This is a genomic window from Pseudomonas sp. NFX15 (genome assembly GCF_049132105.1).
Lineage (GTDB): Bacteria > Pseudomonadota > Gammaproteobacteria > Pseudomonadales > Pseudomonadaceae > Aquipseudomonas.
In genome coordinates, this window is record NZ_JAFMPV010000004.1 from 99,578 (window position 1) to 117,722 (window position 18,145).

The 18,145-nt window shown below is 60.9% G+C and carries 16 protein-coding genes and 1 riboswitch; of the genes, 8 read left to right on the plus strand and 8 right to left on the minus strand.

Features of this window, described 5'->3' with window-relative positions; all coding sequences use genetic code 11:
- Nucleotides 1-184 precede the first annotated feature (184 nt).
- The gene (locus J1D76_RS05800; protein WP_421137446.1) at nt 185-1,354 is read left to right on the plus strand and encodes an MFS transporter; all 1,170 of its coding nucleotides are present in this window, start codon (nt 185-187) and stop codon (nt 1,352-1,354) included.
- Between the two features lie 3 nt (nt 1,355-1,357).
- Here the strand turns inward: J1D76_RS05800 and J1D76_RS05805 are convergent, their stop codons facing one another.
- Both J1D76_RS05805 and J1D76_RS05810 read right to left on the minus strand, forming a co-directional pair.
- Complete coding sequence (locus J1D76_RS05805) at nt 1,358-2,254, minus strand: formate/nitrite transporter family protein (protein ID WP_421137447.1); 897 nt, start codon at nt 2,252-2,254, stop codon at nt 1,358-1,360.
- 223 nt (nt 2,255-2,477) lie between these two features.
- Nucleotides 2,478-2,867, minus strand: a complete 390-nt coding sequence (locus tag J1D76_RS05810; protein WP_317851657.1) for an acyl-CoA thioesterase — start codon at nt 2,865-2,867, stop codon at nt 2,478-2,480.
- Nucleotides 2,868-3,065: 198 nt separating this feature from the next.
- A riboswitch (S-adenosyl-L-homocysteine riboswitch) is annotated at nt 3,066-3,165 on the plus strand.
- A 23-nt stretch (nt 3,166-3,188) separates the two neighbouring features.
- Here J1D76_RS05810 and ahcY point away from each other — a divergent pair.
- The 4 genes from ahcY to J1D76_RS05830 all read left to right on the plus strand — a co-directional run bounded on the left by ahcY (nt 3,189) and on the right by J1D76_RS05830 (nt 8,727).
- On the plus strand, nt 3,189-4,598 hold the full coding sequence (gene ahcY / locus J1D76_RS05815; protein WP_421137448.1) for an adenosylhomocysteinase: 1,410 nt from the start codon (nt 3,189-3,191) through the stop codon (nt 4,596-4,598).
- Between the two features lie 183 nt (nt 4,599-4,781).
- Complete coding sequence (metF, locus tag J1D76_RS05820; protein WP_421137449.1) at nt 4,782-5,627, plus strand: methylenetetrahydrofolate reductase [NAD(P)H]; 846 nt, start codon at nt 4,782-4,784, stop codon at nt 5,625-5,627.
- Nucleotides 5,628-5,820: 193 nt separating this feature from the next.
- On the plus strand, nt 5,821-6,636 hold the full coding sequence (locus J1D76_RS05825; protein ID WP_421137450.1) for a substrate-binding periplasmic protein: 816 nt from the start codon (nt 5,821-5,823) through the stop codon (nt 6,634-6,636).
- A 222-nt stretch (nt 6,637-6,858) separates the two neighbouring features.
- Nucleotides 6,859-8,727: a DEAD/DEAH box helicase gene (locus J1D76_RS05830; protein ID WP_421137451.1), complete on the plus strand. Its 1,869-nt coding sequence runs from the start codon at nt 6,859-6,861 to the stop codon at nt 8,725-8,727.
- Between the two features lie 627 nt (nt 8,728-9,354).
- Here J1D76_RS05830 and J1D76_RS05835 read toward each other — a convergent pair.
- The 3 genes from J1D76_RS05835 to J1D76_RS05845 form a co-directional block, all read right to left on the minus strand.
- Nucleotides 9,355-9,948, minus strand: coding sequence for a YceI family protein (locus tag J1D76_RS05835; protein WP_421137452.1), 594 nt, complete (start codon nt 9,946-9,948; stop codon nt 9,355-9,357).
- A 32-nt stretch (nt 9,949-9,980) separates the two neighbouring features.
- Nucleotides 9,981-10,532 (minus strand): cytochrome b, encoded by a 552-nt coding sequence (locus J1D76_RS05840; RefSeq protein WP_421137453.1) that lies wholly within the window; start codon nt 10,530-10,532, stop codon nt 9,981-9,983.
- Between the two features lie 264 nt (nt 10,533-10,796).
- The gene (locus J1D76_RS05845) at nt 10,797-12,551 is read right to left on the minus strand and encodes a flavin monoamine oxidase family protein (RefSeq protein WP_421137454.1); all 1,755 of its coding nucleotides are present in this window, start codon (nt 12,549-12,551) and stop codon (nt 10,797-10,799) included.
- Nucleotides 12,552-12,775: 224 nt separating this feature from the next.
- Here J1D76_RS05845 and J1D76_RS05850 point away from each other — a divergent pair, with 224 nt between their 5' ends.
- Together J1D76_RS05850 and J1D76_RS05855 are read left to right on the plus strand one after the other, a co-directional pair.
- Nucleotides 12,776-14,182 (plus strand): adenosylmethionine--8-amino-7-oxononanoate transaminase, encoded by a 1,407-nt coding sequence (locus tag J1D76_RS05850; protein ID WP_421137455.1) that lies wholly within the window; start codon nt 12,776-12,778, stop codon nt 14,180-14,182.
- A 169-nt stretch (nt 14,183-14,351) separates the two neighbouring features.
- The gene (locus tag J1D76_RS05855; protein WP_421137456.1) at nt 14,352-15,071 is read left to right on the plus strand and encodes a 16S rRNA (uracil(1498)-N(3))-methyltransferase; all 720 of its coding nucleotides are present in this window, start codon (nt 14,352-14,354) and stop codon (nt 15,069-15,071) included.
- 75 nt (nt 15,072-15,146) lie between these two features.
- Here J1D76_RS05855 and trhA read toward each other — a convergent pair whose 3' ends face one another.
- The gene (gene trhA, locus J1D76_RS05860) at nt 15,147-15,764 is read right to left on the minus strand and encodes a PAQR family membrane homeostasis protein TrhA (protein WP_421137457.1); all 618 of its coding nucleotides are present in this window, start codon (nt 15,762-15,764) and stop codon (nt 15,147-15,149) included.
- 183 nt (nt 15,765-15,947) lie between these two features.
- Here trhA and J1D76_RS05865 point away from each other — a divergent pair, with 183 nt between their 5' ends.
- On the plus strand, nt 15,948-16,862 hold the full coding sequence (locus tag J1D76_RS05865) for a LysR substrate-binding domain-containing protein (RefSeq protein ID WP_421137458.1): 915 nt from the start codon (nt 15,948-15,950) through the stop codon (nt 16,860-16,862).
- A gap of 102 nt (nt 16,863-16,964) precedes the next feature.
- Here the strand turns inward: J1D76_RS05865 and madM are convergent, their stop codons facing one another.
- Both madM and madL read right to left on the minus strand, forming a co-directional pair.
- Nucleotides 16,965-17,729: a malonate transporter subunit MadM gene (gene madM, locus J1D76_RS05870; RefSeq protein ID WP_421137459.1), complete on the minus strand. Its 765-nt coding sequence runs from the start codon at nt 17,727-17,729 to the stop codon at nt 16,965-16,967.
- A gap of 5 nt (nt 17,730-17,734) precedes the next feature.
- Nucleotides 17,735-18,127, minus strand: a complete 393-nt coding sequence (gene madL / locus J1D76_RS05875; protein WP_421137460.1) for a malonate transporter subunit MadL — start codon at nt 18,125-18,127, stop codon at nt 17,735-17,737.
- Nucleotides 18,128-18,145 lie beyond the last annotated feature (18 nt).

The window sequence follows — 18,145 nt, forward strand, 5'->3', positions numbered from 1 at the left end:
GTTCGGGTAGAGAATTGATTCGCCATATTTCAGTGGCTGTTTATACTGCAAGCGACCACGCCGCACTCAGTTGCGCACAGACTAATTCCAATAAAAATCCTGCCCGGCCCGCCCTCATCGAGAACGGTCGTCGGCCTGCGTATGCCTGATCACAGCGTCAAGACTACCGACAGAGACCTTGCGCATGCCACTCGCTTTGCTTGCACTGGCTGTTGCCGCCTTCGGCATCGGCACCACCGAATTCGTCATCATGGGCCTGTTGCCCGACGTCGCCCGCGACCTCAGCGTGAGCATTCCAGATGCCGGACTGCTGATCACCGGCTATGCCCTGGGCGTGGTGTTCGGCGCACCGATCCTCGCCATCGGCACCGCCAACATGCCGCGCAAAGCCACGCTGCTGGGCATGACGCTGATGTTCATCCTCGGCAACATGCTCTGCGCGCTGGCGCCAAACTACGCCACGCTGATGGCCGCGCGAGTGATCACCGCCCTGTGCCACGGCGCATTTTTCGGCATCGGTTCAGTCGTGGCCGCAGGCCTGGTCGCACCCAACAAACGGGCCCAGGCGATTGCCATGATGTTCACCGGTCTGACCCTGGCGAACGTGCTCGGCGTGCCATTGGGCACGGCACTTGGGCAATACGCCGGCTGGCGCTCGACCTTCTGGGCGGTGTCGGTGATCGGGGTACTCGCGGCGATGGCGCAGTGGGTCTGGCTGCCGAAGAACATCGCGATGGATAAAGCCAACCTGGCCAGCGAGTTCAAAGTACTGGGCAAGCTCAATGTGCTGCTGGCCCTGGGCATGAGCGTGTTGGCCTCGACCAGCCTGTTCAGCGTGTTCACTTATATCGCACCGATCCTGCAGGACATCACCGGCGTCAGCCCCCACGGCGTGACCCTTATGCTGCTGTTATTCGGCGTCGGCCTGACCGCCGGCAGCATGCTCGGTGGACGCCTGGCAGACAGCCGCTTGTTGCCGTCGCTGGTGGGCATGGCGCTGGCCGTACTGGTGGTGTTGGCAGCGTTCACGCAAACCAGCCATTCGGTCATTCCGGCAGCCATCACACTGGTGTTGTGGGGGACTTTCGCCTTTGCGTTGTGCCCGATCCTGCAACTGCTGATCATCGATCAGGCTCACGAGGCACCGAACCTGGGGTCGACCTTGAACCAGAGCGCCTTCAATCTCGGCAACGCGGCCGGGGCCTGGATCGGCGGCCTGGTGGTGGCCAGCGGTGCGGACCTGGCGGATTTGCCGTGGACCGGCGCGCTGGTCAGCGGGCTGACCGTGTTGACAGCGCTGTACTTCATTTATCGCCAGCGGCGCACCGCCGTCGCGCTGGACGTGGCGGGCTAAGCATCATTTGGGTTGTTTTTTGATCGCCTGCGGATCGGGCGCCTCGCCCTGATCCGCTGCCTCCTTCGGCGGACCGCTTTCGCTGCGAATCTGTGCATGGCTGATCAGGGCAAAAATAAAACTGCCACCGATGATGTTCCCCGCCAGTGTCGGCCCGGCGAACACCAGCCAGAAGTCCTTCCATGGCAACTCGCCGGCAAACACCAGGTACGACACTTCGGCCGAACCCACCACGATGTGCGTGAAATCTCCCAGCGCCATGAGGTAGGTGATCAGGATGATGGTCCACATCTTGGCGTTCTCCATGGACGGAATCATCCAGACCATGGTGGCGATCATCCACCCGGAAATGACGCCCTTGGCGAACATCTGGCTGGCGTGGTTTTCCATGACTTTGCGTCCGATATCGAGGAAGGCAATGTCGGTCTTGCTGTCGAAAATCGGCAGCTTCAGCATCACATAGGCCACCAGCAAAGTGCCGCAGAGGTTGCCGACCAGCACCACCGTCCATAGCCGCAACAAGCGGCCGAAGTTGGCCAGCGTCGGCTTGGTCATCACCGGCAGTACGGCGGTCAGGGTGTTTTCGGTGAACAATTGCTGACGGGCGAGGATCACCGCGAGAAAACCGGCGCAGTAGCCGAAACTGGCGATCACCTTGAACCCTTCGCCCTGCGGCAAGCGCGAGTTGAGCAGCCCCATGGCCATCAGGGACAAGCCCATGGTCAACCCCGCCGCCAGCGCCGACCACCATAACGCGGCAATGCTGCGCTCCAGTTCCTGATCACCTTGGGTGCGGATGATTTCGTGCAGCACCGCGGCACGGTGCGGCTGGCTCTTTTCGACTTCGTGCTCTTCTTGCGCCGAAAGATTCGGGGTCTTGCCTTTTTGTGCCGAGTTCATGAGGTGCGCAACCGGTGGCGGGCTATTTAGCTACGACACGCGGGGTTCATGGCTGTTCATTTGTTGGGGTGAAACCGAGTCTTGCAGGAGCCGGCATGCCGGCGAAGGGCTCACCCTGGTTTAAAAGGTGACGCTGAGGACGCCTTCGCTGGCAAGCCAGCGCCTACAAGGGATCGCAGTCCAATGTGGGAGCGAGCCTGCTCGCGAAGGAAGAGCGGCGTGGTCAATCCTGGAACTGGTCCTTGACGTACTTGATCTCGGTCCGGCCGTGCGGTGCCGGCAGGCCGTCTTCACCGAGGTTCACGAAGACCATTTTTTCCACGGTGAGGATGCTCTTGCGGGTGATTTTGTTGCGCACCTCACAAGTCAGGGTGATCGAGGTGCGGCCGAACTCGGTGGCGGTGATGCCCAGTTCGATGATGTCGCCCTGGCGCGAGGCGCTGACGAAGTTTATTTCGGAAATGTACTTGGTGACGACGCGCTGGTTGCCCAACTGGACGATGGCGTAGATCGCCGCTTCTTCGTCGATCCAGCGCAACAGGCTGCCACCGAACAGCGTGCCGTTGGGGTTGAGGTCTTCGGGTTTTACCCATTTGCGGGTGTGGAAATTCATATGCACTCCTGACCATCTTGCCGATTGATGCCCGGCATCATGGCAGAGCCCGGGCTAGAGCTCTATTAAGCTTCGACTATGGTCTCGATTACCGTTCGGACATTGACTGACAGAAACGCTTTGGAAGATCAGCATAGCCCGCTATAATCGCCCCCGTTTCAAAACGGTCATCATCGCTTGATACCGTTTTCCCGCCACCTGTCCGAGGGGCGCTGCAGCAGGTTCGACCTGTCAGGCTCGGATGGGGCGTTGCCAGGCCTCAGGTTGGGCACTAAACGCACAACGGCGCCCATTCGCATACATTACGAATGGAGGCTCTTCATGAGCGCTGTCAACACGCCTGCAGATTTTACCGACTACAAAGTCGCCGACATGTCCCTGGCTGCCTGGGGTCGTCGCGAAACCATCATCGCCGAATCCGAAATGCCAGCCCTGATGGGTCTGCGCCGCAAGTACTCCGAAGAGCAACCGCTCAAGGGCGCGAAGATCCTCGGCTGCATCCACATGACCATTCAGACTGCCGTGCTGATCGAAACCCTGGTTGCCCTGGGTGCCGAAGTGCGCTGGTCGTCCTGCAACATTTTCTCGACTCAAGACCAGGCCGCTGCGTCCATCGCCGCTGCCGGCATCCCGGTTTTCGCCTGGAAAGGTGAAACCGAGCAAGAGTACGAGTGGTGCCTGGAGCAAACCATCCTGAAAGATGGCCAGCCATGGGACGCCAACATGATCCTCGACGACGGCGGCGACCTGACTCAGTTGCTGCACGACAAGTACCCACAGGTACTGGATCGCGTCCACGGTGTGACCGAAGAGACCACCACTGGCGTTCATCGCCTGCTGGACATGCTGGCCAAGGGCGAGCTGAAAATCCCGGCCATCAACGTCAACGACTCGGTGACCAAGAGCAAGAACGACAACAAGTACGGCTGCCGTCACAGCCTGAACGACGCGATCAAGCGCGGCACCGACCACCTGCTGTCCGGCAAGCAAGCGCTGGTCATTGGCTACGGCGACGTGGGCAAGGGTTCGGCCCAGTCCCTGCGTCAGGAAGGCATGATCGTTAAGGTTTCCGAAGTCGACCCGATCTGCGCCATGCAAGCCTGCATGGACGGTTTCGAACTGGTTTCGCCGTTCATCGACGGTATCAACACCGGCACTGAAGCCAGCATCGACAAGGCCCTGTTGGGCAAGATCGACCTGATCGTGACCACCACCGGTAACGTCAATGTTTGCGACGCAAACATGCTCAAGGCCCTGAAGAAGCGCGCTGTTGTCTGCAACATCGGCCACTTCGACAACGAAATCGACACCGCTTTCATGCGCAAGAACTGGGCATGGGAAGAAGTGAAGCCACAGGTGCACAAGATCCACCGCACCGGCGCTGGTGATTTCGACCCACAGAACGACGACTACCTGATCCTGCTGGCCGAAGGCCGCCTGGTTAACCTGGGCAACGCCACTGGCCACCCAAGTCGCATCATGGACGGTTCCTTCGCCAACCAGGTGTTGGCGCAGATCTTCCTGTTCGGCCAGAAGTACGCCGACCTGTCGCCAGCCCAGAAAGCCGAGCGCCTGACCGTTGAAGTACTGCCGAAGAAACTCGACGAAGAAGTGGCCCTGGAAATGGTCCGCGGCTTCGGCGGCGTCGTGACCCAGCTGACCAAGACCCAGGCCGAGTACATCGGCGTGACCGTAGAAGGTCCGTTCAAGCCGCACGCTTACCGCTACTGATACGCTGATCGGCAATAGCGGTGTTCTGATACACCGCGTTGCCTGCATCGCCAGCAAGCCGGCTCCTACAAGTGAGTAGTCGTACGCAACATGACGGTACGACGTAAATCCTGTAGGAGCCCGCTTGCTGGCGAATGCGGACAAACCGGCCCCTCAGGCTTACGCGTTTCCAAGGATCTGACCATGTCCCAAGATCGTCGCTACAGCTTCGAGTTCTTCCCGACGAAGACCGATGCTGGGCATGAAAAGCTGCTCGCCACTGCTCGCCAGTTGGCCACCTATAACCCCGATTTCTTCTCCTGCACCTACGGCGCCGGCGGTTCGACACGTGATCGCACGCTCAACACCGTGTTGCAGCTCGAGAGCGAAGTCAAAGTCCCTGCCGCGCCGCACTTGTCCTGCGTCGGCGACAGCAAGGACGACCTGCGCGGTCTGCTGGCCCAGTACAAGACCGCCGGCATCAAGCGCATCGTTGCCCTGCGCGGTGACCTGCCTTCGGGCATGGGCATGGCCAGCGGCGAAATGCGCCACGCCAATGACCTGGTGGAATTCATTCGTGAAGAAACCGGTGATCACTTCCACATCGAAGTCGCCGCCTACCCGGAAATGCACCCGCAAGCGCGCAACTTCGAAGACGATATCGCCAACTTCGTGCGCAAGGCCAACGCCGGCGCCGACAGCGCGATCACCCAGTACTTCTTCAACGCCGACTGCTACTTCTACTTCGTGGAACGCGTACGGGCGCTGGGCGTGAACATCCCGATCGTGCCGGGCATCATGCCGATCACCAACTACAGCAAGCTCGCGCGCTTCTCCGATGCCTGCGGTGCGCAAATCCCGCGCTGGATCCGCAAGCAACTGGAAGCCTACGGCGACGACACCCAGAGCATTCAACGCTTTGGTGAACAGGTCATCACCGAGATGTGCGAACAACTGCTGCAGGGCGGTGCGCCAGGGCTGCACTTCTACACACTGAACCAGGCTGACGCGAGCCTGGCGGTGTGGAACAACCTGAAGTTGCCGCGCTAAAAGTCGTAAAAGCACGATCAAAAGATCGCAGCCTGTGCCAGCTCCTACAGAGATTAAACATCCGCCTGTAGGCGCTTTCGCAGACTGCGATCTTTTGCTTTCAACGCACTATAAATGTGCGGCAATCCACGGAGTTAGAGCATCTGCGGTCAGTTTCTGGCTCTTTCCGGTTTCTCGTCGTAATCTCAAGCCCATGCCTTTGATCACGCAGTTAATCGCCGCGCTTGTCTGCACTTGCCTGAGCTTTGCCGCCTGGGGCGAGAAGCTGCGCATTGTCACGGAACCGTGGGCGCCCTACGTCTACGAAGACAACGGCAAAGCCCTGGGCCTGGACTATGAAACCACCGCGATTGTCTTCAAGCGCCTGGGCATCGAAGTGGAGTGGCAGTTCCTGCCCTGGAAACGCTGCCTGTCGATGCTTGAAACCGGCCAGGCCGACGGCGCGCTGGACATTTTTCACAGCGACGAGCGCGACGCAACCCTGCTCTACCCCGGCGAACCGCTGTCGGACGTGCAGTTCGTGATGTTCTACGCCAATGCCCACCCCCATCCGTTTCGCACCCTCGATGACTTGCGCGGCCTGACGGTCGGCACCTCGCCGGGTTACCTGTACAGCAAGGACTTCAGCCATTCGACGCTGTTTACCCGCGAGCCGGCGCCCACCCATGAAGCCAACTTCGGCAAGCTGCTGCGCGGGCGGATCGACCTGCTGATTACCGACCGCCGGGTGGGCCAGCATCTGCTCGATGAACTGGGCATCCGCGACAAGATCACCGAGAACCCCATTGTCATCAGCCAGCAAAGCCAATACCTCGCGGTGCGCCGCAATGCGGGCATGGACTTGCTGGTGCAGCGTTTCGGGGCCGAACTCAAGCGTTTCAAGCGCGAGCCCGCCTACGCCGAACTGAGCGCCCGCTACGGCGCGGAACCGGCCGCCAGCATGGCCGCCGAAAAAACCACGGCCTGGGCAGAAAAAACCGTTGAGCAGCAGGAAAGCAGCGCACAGTGATTGCTCTGTTATACTCCGGCCTTCCCGCCAGGCTCACGCCCGGACGCTCGGAATCGTTCAAGGCATCTCGACCCCGCTACTGCGCAGCTTTCAGCCCGCGCGAGCGCCGGCAGACGAGCCTTCGAAACCCAGCAGGACCGGACGGGATAGCGTCTCCTTAAACGCCATTCGCGCCAGGCAAGACTCCCATTGGGCCAAGCCCTAACTAAAACAGGATTTCTCATGTCCTTTGCTTCCCTCGGTCTCTCCGAGGCTTTAGTCCGCGCCATCGAGGCGGCGGGCTATACCGAGCCTACTCCGGTGCAACAGCGGGCCATTCCCGCCGTGTTGCAAGGTCGCGACCTGATGGTCGCGGCACAGACAGGTACTGGTAAAACCGGCGGTTTCGCCCTTCCGATCCTGGAGCGGTTGTTCCCCAACGGTCACCCGGACAAATCCCAGCGTCACGGCCCGCGCCAACCGCGCGTGCTGGTCCTGACCCCGACCCGCGAACTCGCAGCCCAAGTGCATGAAAGCTTCAAGGTCTATGCCCGTGACCTGAAGTTCGTCAGCGCCTGCATCTTCGGCGGTGTCGGCATGAACCCGCAGGTCCAGGCCATGTCCCGTGGCGTCGACGTGCTGGTGGCCTGCCCTGGCCGCCTGCTCGACCTCGCCGGCCAAGGCAGCGTCGACCTGTCCCACGTGGAAATCCTCGTGCTGGACGAAGCCGACCGCATGCTCGACATGGGTTTTGTCCATGACGTGAAGAAAGTGCTGGCACGCCTGCCGGCCAAGCGCCAGAACCTGCTGTTCTCGGCGACCTTCTCCAAGGACATCACCGACCTCGCCGGCAAGCTGCTGCACAACCCGGAACGCATCGAAGTCACGCCGCCGAACACCACGGTCGAGCGTATCGAACAACGCGTGTTCCGCCTGCCGGCCAGCCACAAGCGTTCGCTGCTGGCACACCTGATCACCGCCGGCGCCTGGGAACAGGTGCTGGTGTTCACCCGCACCAAGCACGGCGCCAACCGTCTGGCCGAGTACCTGGACAAGCACGGCCTGAGCGCCGTCGCGATCCACGGCAACAAGAGCCAGAACGCCCGCACCAAAGCCCTGGCGGACTTCAAGGCCGGCACCGTGCGCATCCTGGTCGCCACCGACATCGCCGCCCGCGGCTTGGACATCGACCAGTTGCCACACGTGGTCAACTTCGAACTGCCGAACGTCGATGAAGACTACGTGCACCGTATCGGTCGTACCGGCCGTGCCGGTCGCTCGGGCGAGGCGATTTCGTTGGTCGCCCCGGACGAAGAGAAACTGCTGAAAAGCATCGAGCGCATGACCAAGCAGAAAATCGCCGACGGCGACCTGATGGGCTTCGATGCCAGCGCCGTGGAAGCTGAAAAGCCTGAAGTGCGCGAGCGTCCGGACATGCGTAACCCGCGCAATCCACGTGGCCCACGCGGCGATGGCCCGAACGGTGGCGGTGGCGGCGGTGGTCGCAAGGACAAAGGCAAGGACAAGGGCAAGGAAAAACCGGCCGCCGAACGTGGCGAGCGCCCTGCCCGCCAGCAAAAGCCACGTGAAGGTACCCCGGCCCGCGAACAGCGTCCGAGCCAACCGCCACGCGCTGCCGCTGACCGTGCCCCGGACGAGTTCCTCGACGACGATGTGGATAACTTCGGTAACCGCGTCGACTACGTGCCGCAGCACAAGCCTGCCCAAGGCCGTGGTCGTCGTCCGGGTGCTCCGGCACAAGGCACGGCTGCCGGTTCAGGTGCACCGCGTGGCGGCAAGCCACAGGGTCGCCAGAGCGGTCCGCGCAGCAGCGATGGCGCCAGCACCGGCACCCCGCCGGCCAAGCGCAGCGGCCCGCGTAGCGGTGCACCGCGTGACGGCCAGGCCCGCCGCGAAGACTCACGCAACCGCCGCCCGGCCCGTGACGACCAGCCGCGCGCCGAGCCGGCCGTGCAGAACCCGCGCGGCCCAGCGCCGAAGATCATGCACAAGGAATCGAAGGCTGACCGCTTCCCGACGCCTGAGCAGCTCGATCAATTGCCGAGCCGTCCTCGTGGTGAAAAACCGGCATTGCTGACCCGCAATCGCTGAGTTATCCCCGCCACAAAAAAATGCCCCGGCTCGAAAGACCGGGGCATTTTTCATGGACCTACACAAACCCATGTAGGAGCCGGCTTGCCGGCGAAGGCGTCCGTACAGACAACATCGCCGCTAATTGTTCCGGCCCCTTCGCTGGCAAGCCAGCTTCTACAGGTTCAGCTGTATTCACGGATTTTGTGCACGACTCAGACACTGTGGGAGCCGGCTTGCCGGCGAAGGCGTCCGCACAGACAACATCGCCGCTAATTGTTCCGGCCCCTTCGCTGGCAAGCCAGCTCCTACAGGTTCAGCTGTGTTCACGGATTTTGTGCACGACTCAGACACTGTGGGAGCCGGCTTGCCGGCGAAGGCGTCCGTACAGACAACATCGCCGCTAATTGTTCCGGCCCCTTCGCTGGCAAGCCAGCTCCTACAGGTTCAGCTGTGCTCACGGATTTTGTGCACGACTCAGACACTGTGGGAGCCGGCTTGCCGGCGAAGGCTTACGCACAGACAACATCGCCGTTGAATGCGATGGCCTTTTCGCGAGCAGGCTCGCTCCTACAGGGGATTTGCGTTCAGCCATAAAAAAACGCCCCTGACCTTTCGATCAGGGGCGTTTTTGTGTCGGGGCGAAAATTACTTCGCCTGGACACCTTCAAACGTTACATACAGATCCACGGCGTCGGACTGTGGACCCAGGTCCATCATCTTGCCGAAATCAGAACGCTTGATGCTGGTGGTGCCTTCGAAGCCGGCACGGTAGCCGCCCCATGGATCCTTGCCTTCACCCAGGAAAGTAGCCTTGACCACAACCGGCTTGGTCACGCCAGCGATGGTCAGGTTGCCAGCCACGTCGGCAGTGACTTTACCGTCGGCGTTTTTGCCGGTGGTTTTAACGCTGGTCGACACGAAGGTGGCTTTAGGGAAGTCAGCCACTTTCAGGAAATCTTTGCTGGAGATGTGCTTGTCGCGCTCAGCATTGTTGGTGAAGACGCTGGCGGTGTTGACGTTGAACTCGATCTTGCTGTCTTCAGGCTTGGCCGCGTCGAAGCTGAACTTGCCGTCGATGTCCTTGAAAGTACCGGTGATGTAGCTGTAGCCCAGGTGGCTGATCTTGAAGTCGACGAAGGCGTGCTGGCCTGTTTTGTCGACGGTGTAGTCAGCAGCCATCACGTTGGCGGACAGCACGGCAGAGCCGATTGCCAGAGCGGCGAGAGTCTTTTTCAACATGCTTTGTTTTCCTTGGGAGTCGAGGTTGAACTTCAGGCTTTGCGACCGAGCATTCGCTTGAGGGTCACATCACGGTCGATAAAGTGGTGCTTCAATGCTGCCAACGCATGGAGGCCGGAAAAAATGACCAGCGCCCACGCCAGGTAGAGGTGAATCGCACCGGCGGTATCTGCCTGGTCCGGCAGTCCGGAGATCAGGGCAGGCACTTCAAACCAGTCAAACACCGGAATCCCGACACCCTCTGCGGTGGAAATCAGGTAACCGGCAATCATCACAGCGAACAGACAGAGATACAGAAAGGCATGGCCGAATTTTGCACCGAGACGCGTCATGCGGCTGTAGCTGTCCAGGGTGGGCGGCGGTGGGCTGATGAAGCGCCACAGCACACGAAACACCATGAACGCCAGCAACGTCAGGCCGATGCTCTTGTGCAGGTCCGGGCCCGCCTTGCGCCACGGGTCGTAGTAACCGAGATCAACCATCCACAGGCCCAGGGCGAACAGACCGAAGACGGCCAGCGCCACGCCCCAGTGCAGGAAGATGCTGACCCAGCCGTAGCGGGAGGTAGAGTTTCGTAGCTGCATTGCCTAGATCCCTGTAAGTGCTGGCCCAAGACTATCGAGTTATCTATCGAATTAAAGCGGAAAATTTCGCTTTGAAATATCGAAAAATACGATCAAGAGTCTGAAATGTGCGAGTTAAGAAAAGATTAAAGGCCAAATTTGTGTACAAGAATGTTGCCCAACTCATGAACACTTCCGGCAAACGCTTTATTCGACAAGTGATGCGGTTTTTCTTTGGGCATAAAAAAACGCGGCATTTCTGCCGCGTTTTTTTAGTTCTACGCCTTACTGCGCCTTGGCATCCGTTGCCGGTGCGTCAGCCGCTTTAGCCGCAGGTTTCTTGGCCGGCTCGGCTTTCTTGGCAGGCGCCTTGGCCGGGGCTTTTTTCGTCTCGGTCTTGGCGGCTGGCTTCTTCGCCGGGGCTTTCTTGGCTGGCTCGGTTTTGGCCGGTGCCGCCGCAGGCTTCGGTGCTTCGACCGGAGCCGGAGCAGCCACCGGGGCAGGTGCCGGCGCGGGTGGTGCTACCGGCTCTGGTGCCTTGACCGGCTCTGGCTTCTTCTCGTCATCCGAGCCACCGAACAGGTTGCTGAAGAAGTTGCCCTTCTTCGCCGCTGCTGCGCCAGCACCTGCTGCCGCGGCTGCCGGAAGCACTTTGGCCGGTTCAAACGACTTGCCCGCCGCCAGGTCTGCAACCTGGTTGGCCGCACGCTGACCGGTGCGCAGCGCACCTTCCAGAGTGCCTGGGTACAAGGTGTCGGTGTGTTCGCCCGCGAAGGTGACGCGCTGGATCGGACGTTCCCACAAGCGCCAGTATTTGCTGATCTGACCCGGGCCGTAGGCCAGGTAGGCGCCGCCGGTGGACGGATCGGTGCTGTAGCGACGGATTTCATAGCCGGTGAACGAACCGCGAGCCTGTGGAAAGAACGCGTGCAGGCGGATCAACACCTGGTCGACCATCTGCTTGTCACCGAACGCCTGCATCACCCGGGCGTTGTCGCCGGACAGGTTGATGACCACGTTGGCACCGCCCTTCAGGGCCGGTTCGATCCACAACATGCCCAGGCCGGCGTTGCTGAAGATTTCACCGGACATGCGCGCCTTCGGTTCCCATACCGGCGTCTTGAACTTGAGCATGATCTGGTCGCGCCAGCCGTAGTTGGTGCCCTTGATCGCCGCCAGGTGTTGGGCGTCCAGTGCCGGGGTCATCTGGATCTTGTTCAGTGCGCGCAACGGCACGGCCAGCACGACGTAGTCTGCCTGGTAGCCGACGTTGTCGACTTTGACGGTCACGCCGTCCTTGTCCTGGATAATCGCCGAGACCGGGGAACTGGTCTTGATGGTTTTCAGTTGTTTGACGAACGCCTGGGCCAGCACGGTGCTGCCACCGACCAGGCGCGAAGCGCGCAGGTCACGATCGGAGACGCCACGGTAAACGCGGCTTTGCTGTGCGTAGTACAGCAGCGACAGGCGCGAAGGTTCGTCGTAGTGAGTACGAATTTCCTGGTTGATCAACTGACGGGCGGTGGCCGGCAGGTTCTGCTTGTCGAGCCAGCTCGACACGTTGATCTGGTCCAGCGCGTGCAACGTGTTGTTGGCAGCTGGATTCTCTGGATCGTCGATCGAGCGTGCCAGGTCGTCCACGGTCTTGTCGAAGCGCTTGAGCGCCTCGGCGGTGGCCGGTTGCTTGGTTGCCAGGTCAGCGGCGGAAAAATACTCGCCATCGATCAGGTAGCCCGGGGTCCGCACGAACTCAGGGGCCGGCGTGGCGCTCAGCTTGAAGCTCGAAACGTATTTGTTCAGCACCGGCTGGGTCTTGTCGTTGCCGATCCACTCGCTGGTGGCCATGCCCGAGCGACCGCCCAGGCTCGACTTGGCTTCCAGCAGCGTGACCTGCCAGCCCTTGCTTTGCAGTTCGTAAGCGGCTGTCAGGCCCGACAGGCCGCCGCCGATCACGATCGCGGTTTTATCCTTGGCCAGCGCAGACACGCTGAACAGCCCCAACATTACCAGCGCACAGGCGCGCAGCCAACCGACAGACATTCAGCGAACTCCGGAATTACACGAGGAAAAACAGCAGTTTTTACGAGCCAGACGGCTCAAGAATCGCGAAGAATACGTCAGCCATCAAAACGCCGCCAGCGACGTCTATCGGCCTATACAAAGTAGCTCATTCCACACAATGGGTTGTTCCGGTGACACGCATTGCATAGGCTTGCGCGATTGTTAGTCCGCGCGCGTCACGGACCACCGCCAGGAGAGTGAAAATGGGCCTGAATAATCAGTGGATGCAGCGCGATCTCGCCGTGTTGTGGCACCCGTGCACCCAGATGAAAGATCACGAACAACTGCCGCTGATCCCGATCAAGCGCGGTGAAGGCGTGTGGCTGGAAGACTTCGAAGGCAAACGCTACCTCGATGCGGTCAGTTCCTGGTGGGTCAACGTGTTCGGCCACGCCAACCCGCGGATCAACCAGCGCATCAAGGATCAGGTCGATCAGTTGGAGCACGTGATCCTTGCCGGTTTCAGCCATCAACCAGTGATCGAGTTGTCCGAGCGCCTGGTGAAGATGACCCCGGAAGGCCTGACGCGATGCTTCTACGCCGATAACGGCTCGTCCTGCATCGAAGTCGCGCTGAAAATGAGCTTTCACTACTGGCTCAACCGCGGCCAACCGAACAAGAAGCGCTTCGTCACCCTGACCAACAGCTACCACGGCGAAACCATGGCGGCGATGTCGGTGGGCGACGTGCCGCTGTTCACCGAAACCTACAAAGCACTGTTGATGGACACCATCAAGGTGCCAAGCCCGGATTGCTACCTGCGGCCCGAGGGCGTGAGTTGGGAAGCACACTCGCGCACGATGTTCGCGGCCATGGAACAGACCCTGGCCGAACACCATGACACGGTGGCGGCGGTGATTGTCGAGCCGCTGATCCAGGGCGCCGGTGGCATGCGCATGTATCACCCGCTGTACCTCAAGCTGTTGCGCGAAGCCTGCGACCGCTACGGCGTGCACCTGATCCACGACGAAATCGCCGTCGGCTTCGGCCGTACCGGGACGATGTTCGCCTGCGAACAGGCCGGCATCCGCCCTGATTTCCTGTGCCTGTCCAAGGCCCTGACCGGCGGTTACCTGCCGCTGGCGGCGTGCATCACCACCGATGAGGTCTACAGCGCCTTCTACGACGACTATCCGACCCTGCGCGCCTTCCTGCATTCGCACAGCTACACCGGCAACCCGCTGGCCTGCGCGGCGGCCCTGGCGACCCTGGATATCTTCGAAGAAGACAACATCATCGAGAACAACAAGGCCCTGGCGCAGCGCATGGCTTCCTCCACCGCACACCTGGTCGATCACCCGAACGTGTCCGAAGTGCGCCAGACCGGCATGGTACTGGCCATCGAGATGGTCAAGGACAAGGCGAGCAAAGAGGCGTATCCGTGGCAGGAACGCCGTGGCCTGAAGGTGTTCCAGCATGCGCTGGAGCGCGGCGCCCTGCTGCGCCCGTTGGGCAGCGTGGTGTATTTCCTGCCGCCTTATGTGATCACGCCCGAGCAGATCGCCTTCCTGGCCGAAGTGGCCAGCGAAGGCATCGACATCGCGACCCGTGACAGCGTCAGCGTGGCGGTGCCGAAGGATTTCCACCCGGGGTTCCGTGATCCGGGCTGATTGATTTCAAGCTTAATCCTGTGGGATCTGGCCGATCGCTTTCGCTGGCAAGCCAGCGCCTACAGTGATTGGTGTTTGCCACAAATTTGTATGGGGTCCCTGACCTGTAGGAGCTGGCTTGCCAGCGAAGGCGCCCCAAAGACCTGCACAAGAATTACAGAGACCCAGCATGAGACTGTCCCGCTTCTTCGTCGACACCCCCCTGAGCACCGGCGAGCACGAGTTGCCCGAAGCCCAGGCCCACTACATCAGCCGCGTGCTGCGCATGGCCGAGGGCGATGCGTTGCAGTTGTTCGACGGTTCGGGGCATGAGTTTCTTGCTCGGCTGGTCGAGGTCGGCAAGAAGCGCGTGGTGGTGCAGGTCGACGAACAATTCGACGGCCAGGTCGAGTCGCCGTTGCAGATCCATCTCGGCCAGGGTTTGTCCCGGGGCGAACGCATGGACTGGGCGATCCAGAAAGCCACGGAACTGGGCGTGACTGAAATCACCCCGATCTTCAGCGACCGCTGTGAAGTGCGGCTCAAGGACGAACGCGCCGACAAACGCCTGCTGCACTGGCGCCAGGTGGCGATCAGCGCCTGCGAGCAGTGCGGGCGCTCACGGGTGCCGGTGATTCACCCGCCGCTGTTGCTGGCCGATTGGTTGAAGCAGACGCAGGCCGAGTTGAAGCTGGTGCTGCACCCGGTGGCCGAGCCGCTGGTGAGCCACGCCAAGCCTGCGACGCTGGCGTTCTTGATCGGGCCGGAGGGTGGACTGTCGGATGCCGAGGTGGATCAGGCCAAGGGCGCCGGTTTCCATGCGGCGCGACTGGGGCCGCGGGTGTTGCGCACCGAGACGGCGCCAGTTGTAGCGTTGGCGGTGGCCCAGCAGCTTTGGGGTGATTTCTAGTCCGCCTTCGCTGGCAAGCCAGCTCCTATAGAAGTTTCGCATTCCTTGTAGGAGCCGGCTTGCCGGCGAATCGGCCTACAAGACATAAAAAAATATCGCCACAAAGTGCAGCAAACTCCCGGCAATCACGAACAAATGCCAGATCCCGTGGGCATGGCGCAGGCGATGATCGAGGGCGAAAAAAATGATCCCCACGGTGTACATCACCCCGCCCGACGCCAGCCAGGCAAACCCGGCATTGCCCAGCGCCGCCCGCAACGGCTTGACCGCCACCAGCACGATCCAGCCCATCACCGCATAAATCACGATCGACAGGATCCGCGCTTCCGAGCGTGGCTTGATCTCCTGCAGGATGCCGATCAGCGCCAGCCCCCAGACGATCCCGAACAAGGTCCAACCCCACGGCCCGCGCAGAGTCACCAGGCAGAACGGCGTGTAGCTACCGGCGATCAGCAGGTAGATCGAAAAGTGATCGACTTTCTGCATGATCGCTTTCTTGCGCCCGCGCACGCTGTGATACACGGTCGACGCGCTGTAGAGCACCAGCAAGGTAAAGGCGTAGATCGCCATGCTGACTATTTTCCACGGACTGCCGTCGAGACTGGCCAGCACAATCAGCCACACCCCACCAACAAACGCCGCCGCTGCCCCGACCAAATGCGTCCAGGCGTTCAGTCTTTCCCCGTGATACATGTGTCGCTCACCTCGAATGTCATCAACGCACCGCGCAAGGCTCAGGCCTGAAGCGTAAAAGCGCAATGTTTCAGAACAAAAATGCCCCCTGTAGGCGCCGGCTTGCCGGCGAAGGGGTCATGGAGTTCAGCGTGGACTTATGGAATTAGGCACAATCGAGGCATTCGAATAAGAGCCCACCCCATGCTGATCGATGAAGAGTTGACCCTGAAAAAACTCGAGGTGTTCCTGGCCTTCATGCGCACCGGCAACCTGGCACGGGCCGCCGCCGAGTTGCAGACCAGCAACGTCAGCGTGCACCGCGCCATCCATTCCCTGGAAAGCGCCCTGCGCTGCCCGCTGTTCAAGCATGAAGGGCGCAACCTGACGCCGCTGGAAAGTGCATTCGTGCTCGAAGAACGGGCGCAGAAGCTGGTGCAGGACGTGGTCGAAAGCGTGCGCCTGACTCGCGAGGCCGCCGGGTTCTCCGCCGAGCGCTTCAAGCTGGGCTCGCTGTATTCGCTGACTGTGAAGACCGTGCCGCAATTGATCATGGGTTTGAAGATCCGCCGCAGCGAACTCAACATCGACCTGATCCTGGGCTCCAATATCGACTTGCTCTACAAGCTGAAAAACATGGAAGTCGACGCCATCCTGGTGTCGCTGGACGACAGCGTCAGCGACCCGGACTGCGAGCACATTGCGCTGTTCTCCGACGACATCTTCCTCGCCACGCCCGCCGACTCGACGTTCGCCCAGCGCCGCGAAGTCGACCTGGCCGAGGTCCGTGACGAGACCTTCATCACCCTGACCCAGGGCTTCGCCACCCACCAGGATGGCAAGCGCGTGTTCGAGCAGGCCGGGTTCGAGCCGAAGGTGGCGATGCAGGTCAACGACATTTTCACCCTGCTGAGCATGGTCAGCTCGGGCGTGGGTTATGCGTTACTGCCCGGGCGGATTGCGGCGGTGTACGAGAACCGGGTGAAACTGATCCCGTTGCAGGAAAAGTACCGTTTGCAGCAGCACATTGGCGTGGTGTTCCTCAAGGCCAAGGAGCGCGATCCGAATTTGCTGGCGTTGTTGGCGGAGTGCCGGATGTATGCCAATCGGCAGGTTTGAAACCTTGTGGCACCCTTCGCTGGCAAGCCAGCTCCTACGCTGTCCTTGTAGGAGCCGGCTTGCCGGCGAAGACGTCGGTACAGTCAACCCGAAACCAACGCCCTACCCCAACAACCCACGCATGATCAAAAACAACACCGATGGACCGAGCAGGCAGCCCAGCGCGGTATAGAACGCTGCGGTGAGGCAACCATAAGGCACCAGTTTCGGATCGGTCGCCGCCAGCCCGCCGGCAACACCACTGGAAGTGCCCATCAAACCGCCGAAGATCACCGCACTGCGCGGGTTGTTCAAACCGATCATCGGTGCCACGAACGGCGTCATGACCATCACCAGGATCGCCTTGATCAGCCCCGCCGCAATCGACAGTGCCATGACCTCGGAGCTGGCACCGATGGCGGCGCCGGTCACAGGGCCGACGATGTAGGTGACAGCGCCGGCACCGATGGTGGTCAGGCTCACGGCATCGGTGTAACCGAAGGCCATGGCCACGGCAACGCCGGCAACGAACGAAGTCCCCACGCCGACAAACAGTGCCAGCACGCCGACAAACCCGGCACGCTTGAGCTCCTCGATACTCACGCCAAACGCCGTCGCGACAATGGCGAAGTCCCGCAACATGGCGCCACCCAGCAATCCGATCCCGGACAACAACGGAATATCCACCACGCCCTTCTGGCCACCGGTCAGCGCACCGCCAACATAGGACAGCAGCAGCCCGAGAATAATGGCAATGGCCGAGCCGTGCAGGCGACCTTTGGTGAATGTATTGGAGATCCAGTAGGACACCCACATGGTCACGCCCACAATCAGAAAGCCGCTGATCAGGCCGTAACCGGTAATCGCCTTCATCATCGATTCGTACATGGCAATTACCCCAGTGTCTTCGCAGGATTGATCGGCGCCGGCGCTTTGTTACCGATACGCACCAGCACCGGTACCAGGGCAAACGCGATCACCACCGCCGCTGTCCCCGCCAGGATCGCCATTGGCCCACCCTTGAGGGCGCCATACACGTTCTGCTGTGCGGCCATGGCCACCACAATCGGGATATAGACCGCGCTCCAGAACTCCACGCCCTGCTCGGTCTTGCCCTTGAACCAACCGTTTTTATTCAGGTAGCTGCCGAGGCCGATCAACAGCAGCATCGCAATCCCGACACCACCGACGTTGGCCGGCACGCCAATCAACTTGCCGAGCAGCTCGCCGATGAAAATGCCCACCAGGGTACAAAAGGCGAGAAACGCCACACCGTAGATAATCATTGTTGTAGTCCTCATAGT

What these genes read in the sequence shown, in the direction of transcription:
- J1D76_RS05800 (WP_421137446.1), top strand. Translation starts at nt 185, where the DNA reads ATGCCACTCGCTTTGCTTGCACTGGCTGTTGCCGCCTTCGGCATCGGC.
- J1D76_RS05805 (WP_421137447.1), bottom strand. Translation starts at nt 2,254, where the DNA reads ATGAACTCGGCACAAAAAGGCAAGACCCCGAATCTTTCGGCGCAAGAA.
- J1D76_RS05810 (WP_317851657.1), bottom strand. Translation starts at nt 2,867, where the DNA reads ATGAATTTCCACACCCGCAAATGGGTAAAACCCGAAGACCTCAACCCC.
- ahcY (WP_421137448.1), top strand. Translation starts at nt 3,189, where the DNA reads ATGAGCGCTGTCAACACGCCTGCAGATTTTACCGACTACAAAGTCGCC.
- metF (WP_421137449.1), top strand. Translation starts at nt 4,782, where the DNA reads ATGTCCCAAGATCGTCGCTACAGCTTCGAGTTCTTCCCGACGAAGACC.
- J1D76_RS05825 (WP_421137450.1), top strand. Translation starts at nt 5,821, where the DNA reads ATGCCTTTGATCACGCAGTTAATCGCCGCGCTTGTCTGCACTTGCCTG.
- J1D76_RS05830 (WP_421137451.1), top strand. Translation starts at nt 6,859, where the DNA reads ATGTCCTTTGCTTCCCTCGGTCTCTCCGAGGCTTTAGTCCGCGCCATC.
- J1D76_RS05835 (WP_421137452.1), bottom strand. Translation starts at nt 9,948, where the DNA reads ATGTTGAAAAAGACTCTCGCCGCTCTGGCAATCGGCTCTGCCGTGCTG.
- J1D76_RS05840 (WP_421137453.1), bottom strand. Translation starts at nt 10,532, where the DNA reads ATGCAGCTACGAAACTCTACCTCCCGCTACGGCTGGGTCAGCATCTTC.
- J1D76_RS05845 (WP_421137454.1), bottom strand. Translation starts at nt 12,551, where the DNA reads ATGTCTGTCGGTTGGCTGCGCGCCTGTGCGCTGGTAATGTTGGGGCTG.
- J1D76_RS05850 (WP_421137455.1), top strand. Translation starts at nt 12,776, where the DNA reads ATGGGCCTGAATAATCAGTGGATGCAGCGCGATCTCGCCGTGTTGTGG.
- J1D76_RS05855 (WP_421137456.1), top strand. Translation starts at nt 14,352, where the DNA reads ATGAGACTGTCCCGCTTCTTCGTCGACACCCCCCTGAGCACCGGCGAG.
- trhA (WP_421137457.1), bottom strand. Translation starts at nt 15,764, where the DNA reads ATGTATCACGGGGAAAGACTGAACGCCTGGACGCATTTGGTCGGGGCA.
- J1D76_RS05865 (WP_421137458.1), top strand. Translation starts at nt 15,948, where the DNA reads ATGCTGATCGATGAAGAGTTGACCCTGAAAAAACTCGAGGTGTTCCTG.
- madM (WP_421137459.1), bottom strand. Translation starts at nt 17,729, where the DNA reads ATGTACGAATCGATGATGAAGGCGATTACCGGTTACGGCCTGATCAGC.
- madL (WP_421137460.1), bottom strand. Translation starts at nt 18,127, where the DNA reads ATGATTATCTACGGTGTGGCGTTTCTCGCCTTTTGTACCCTGGTGGGC.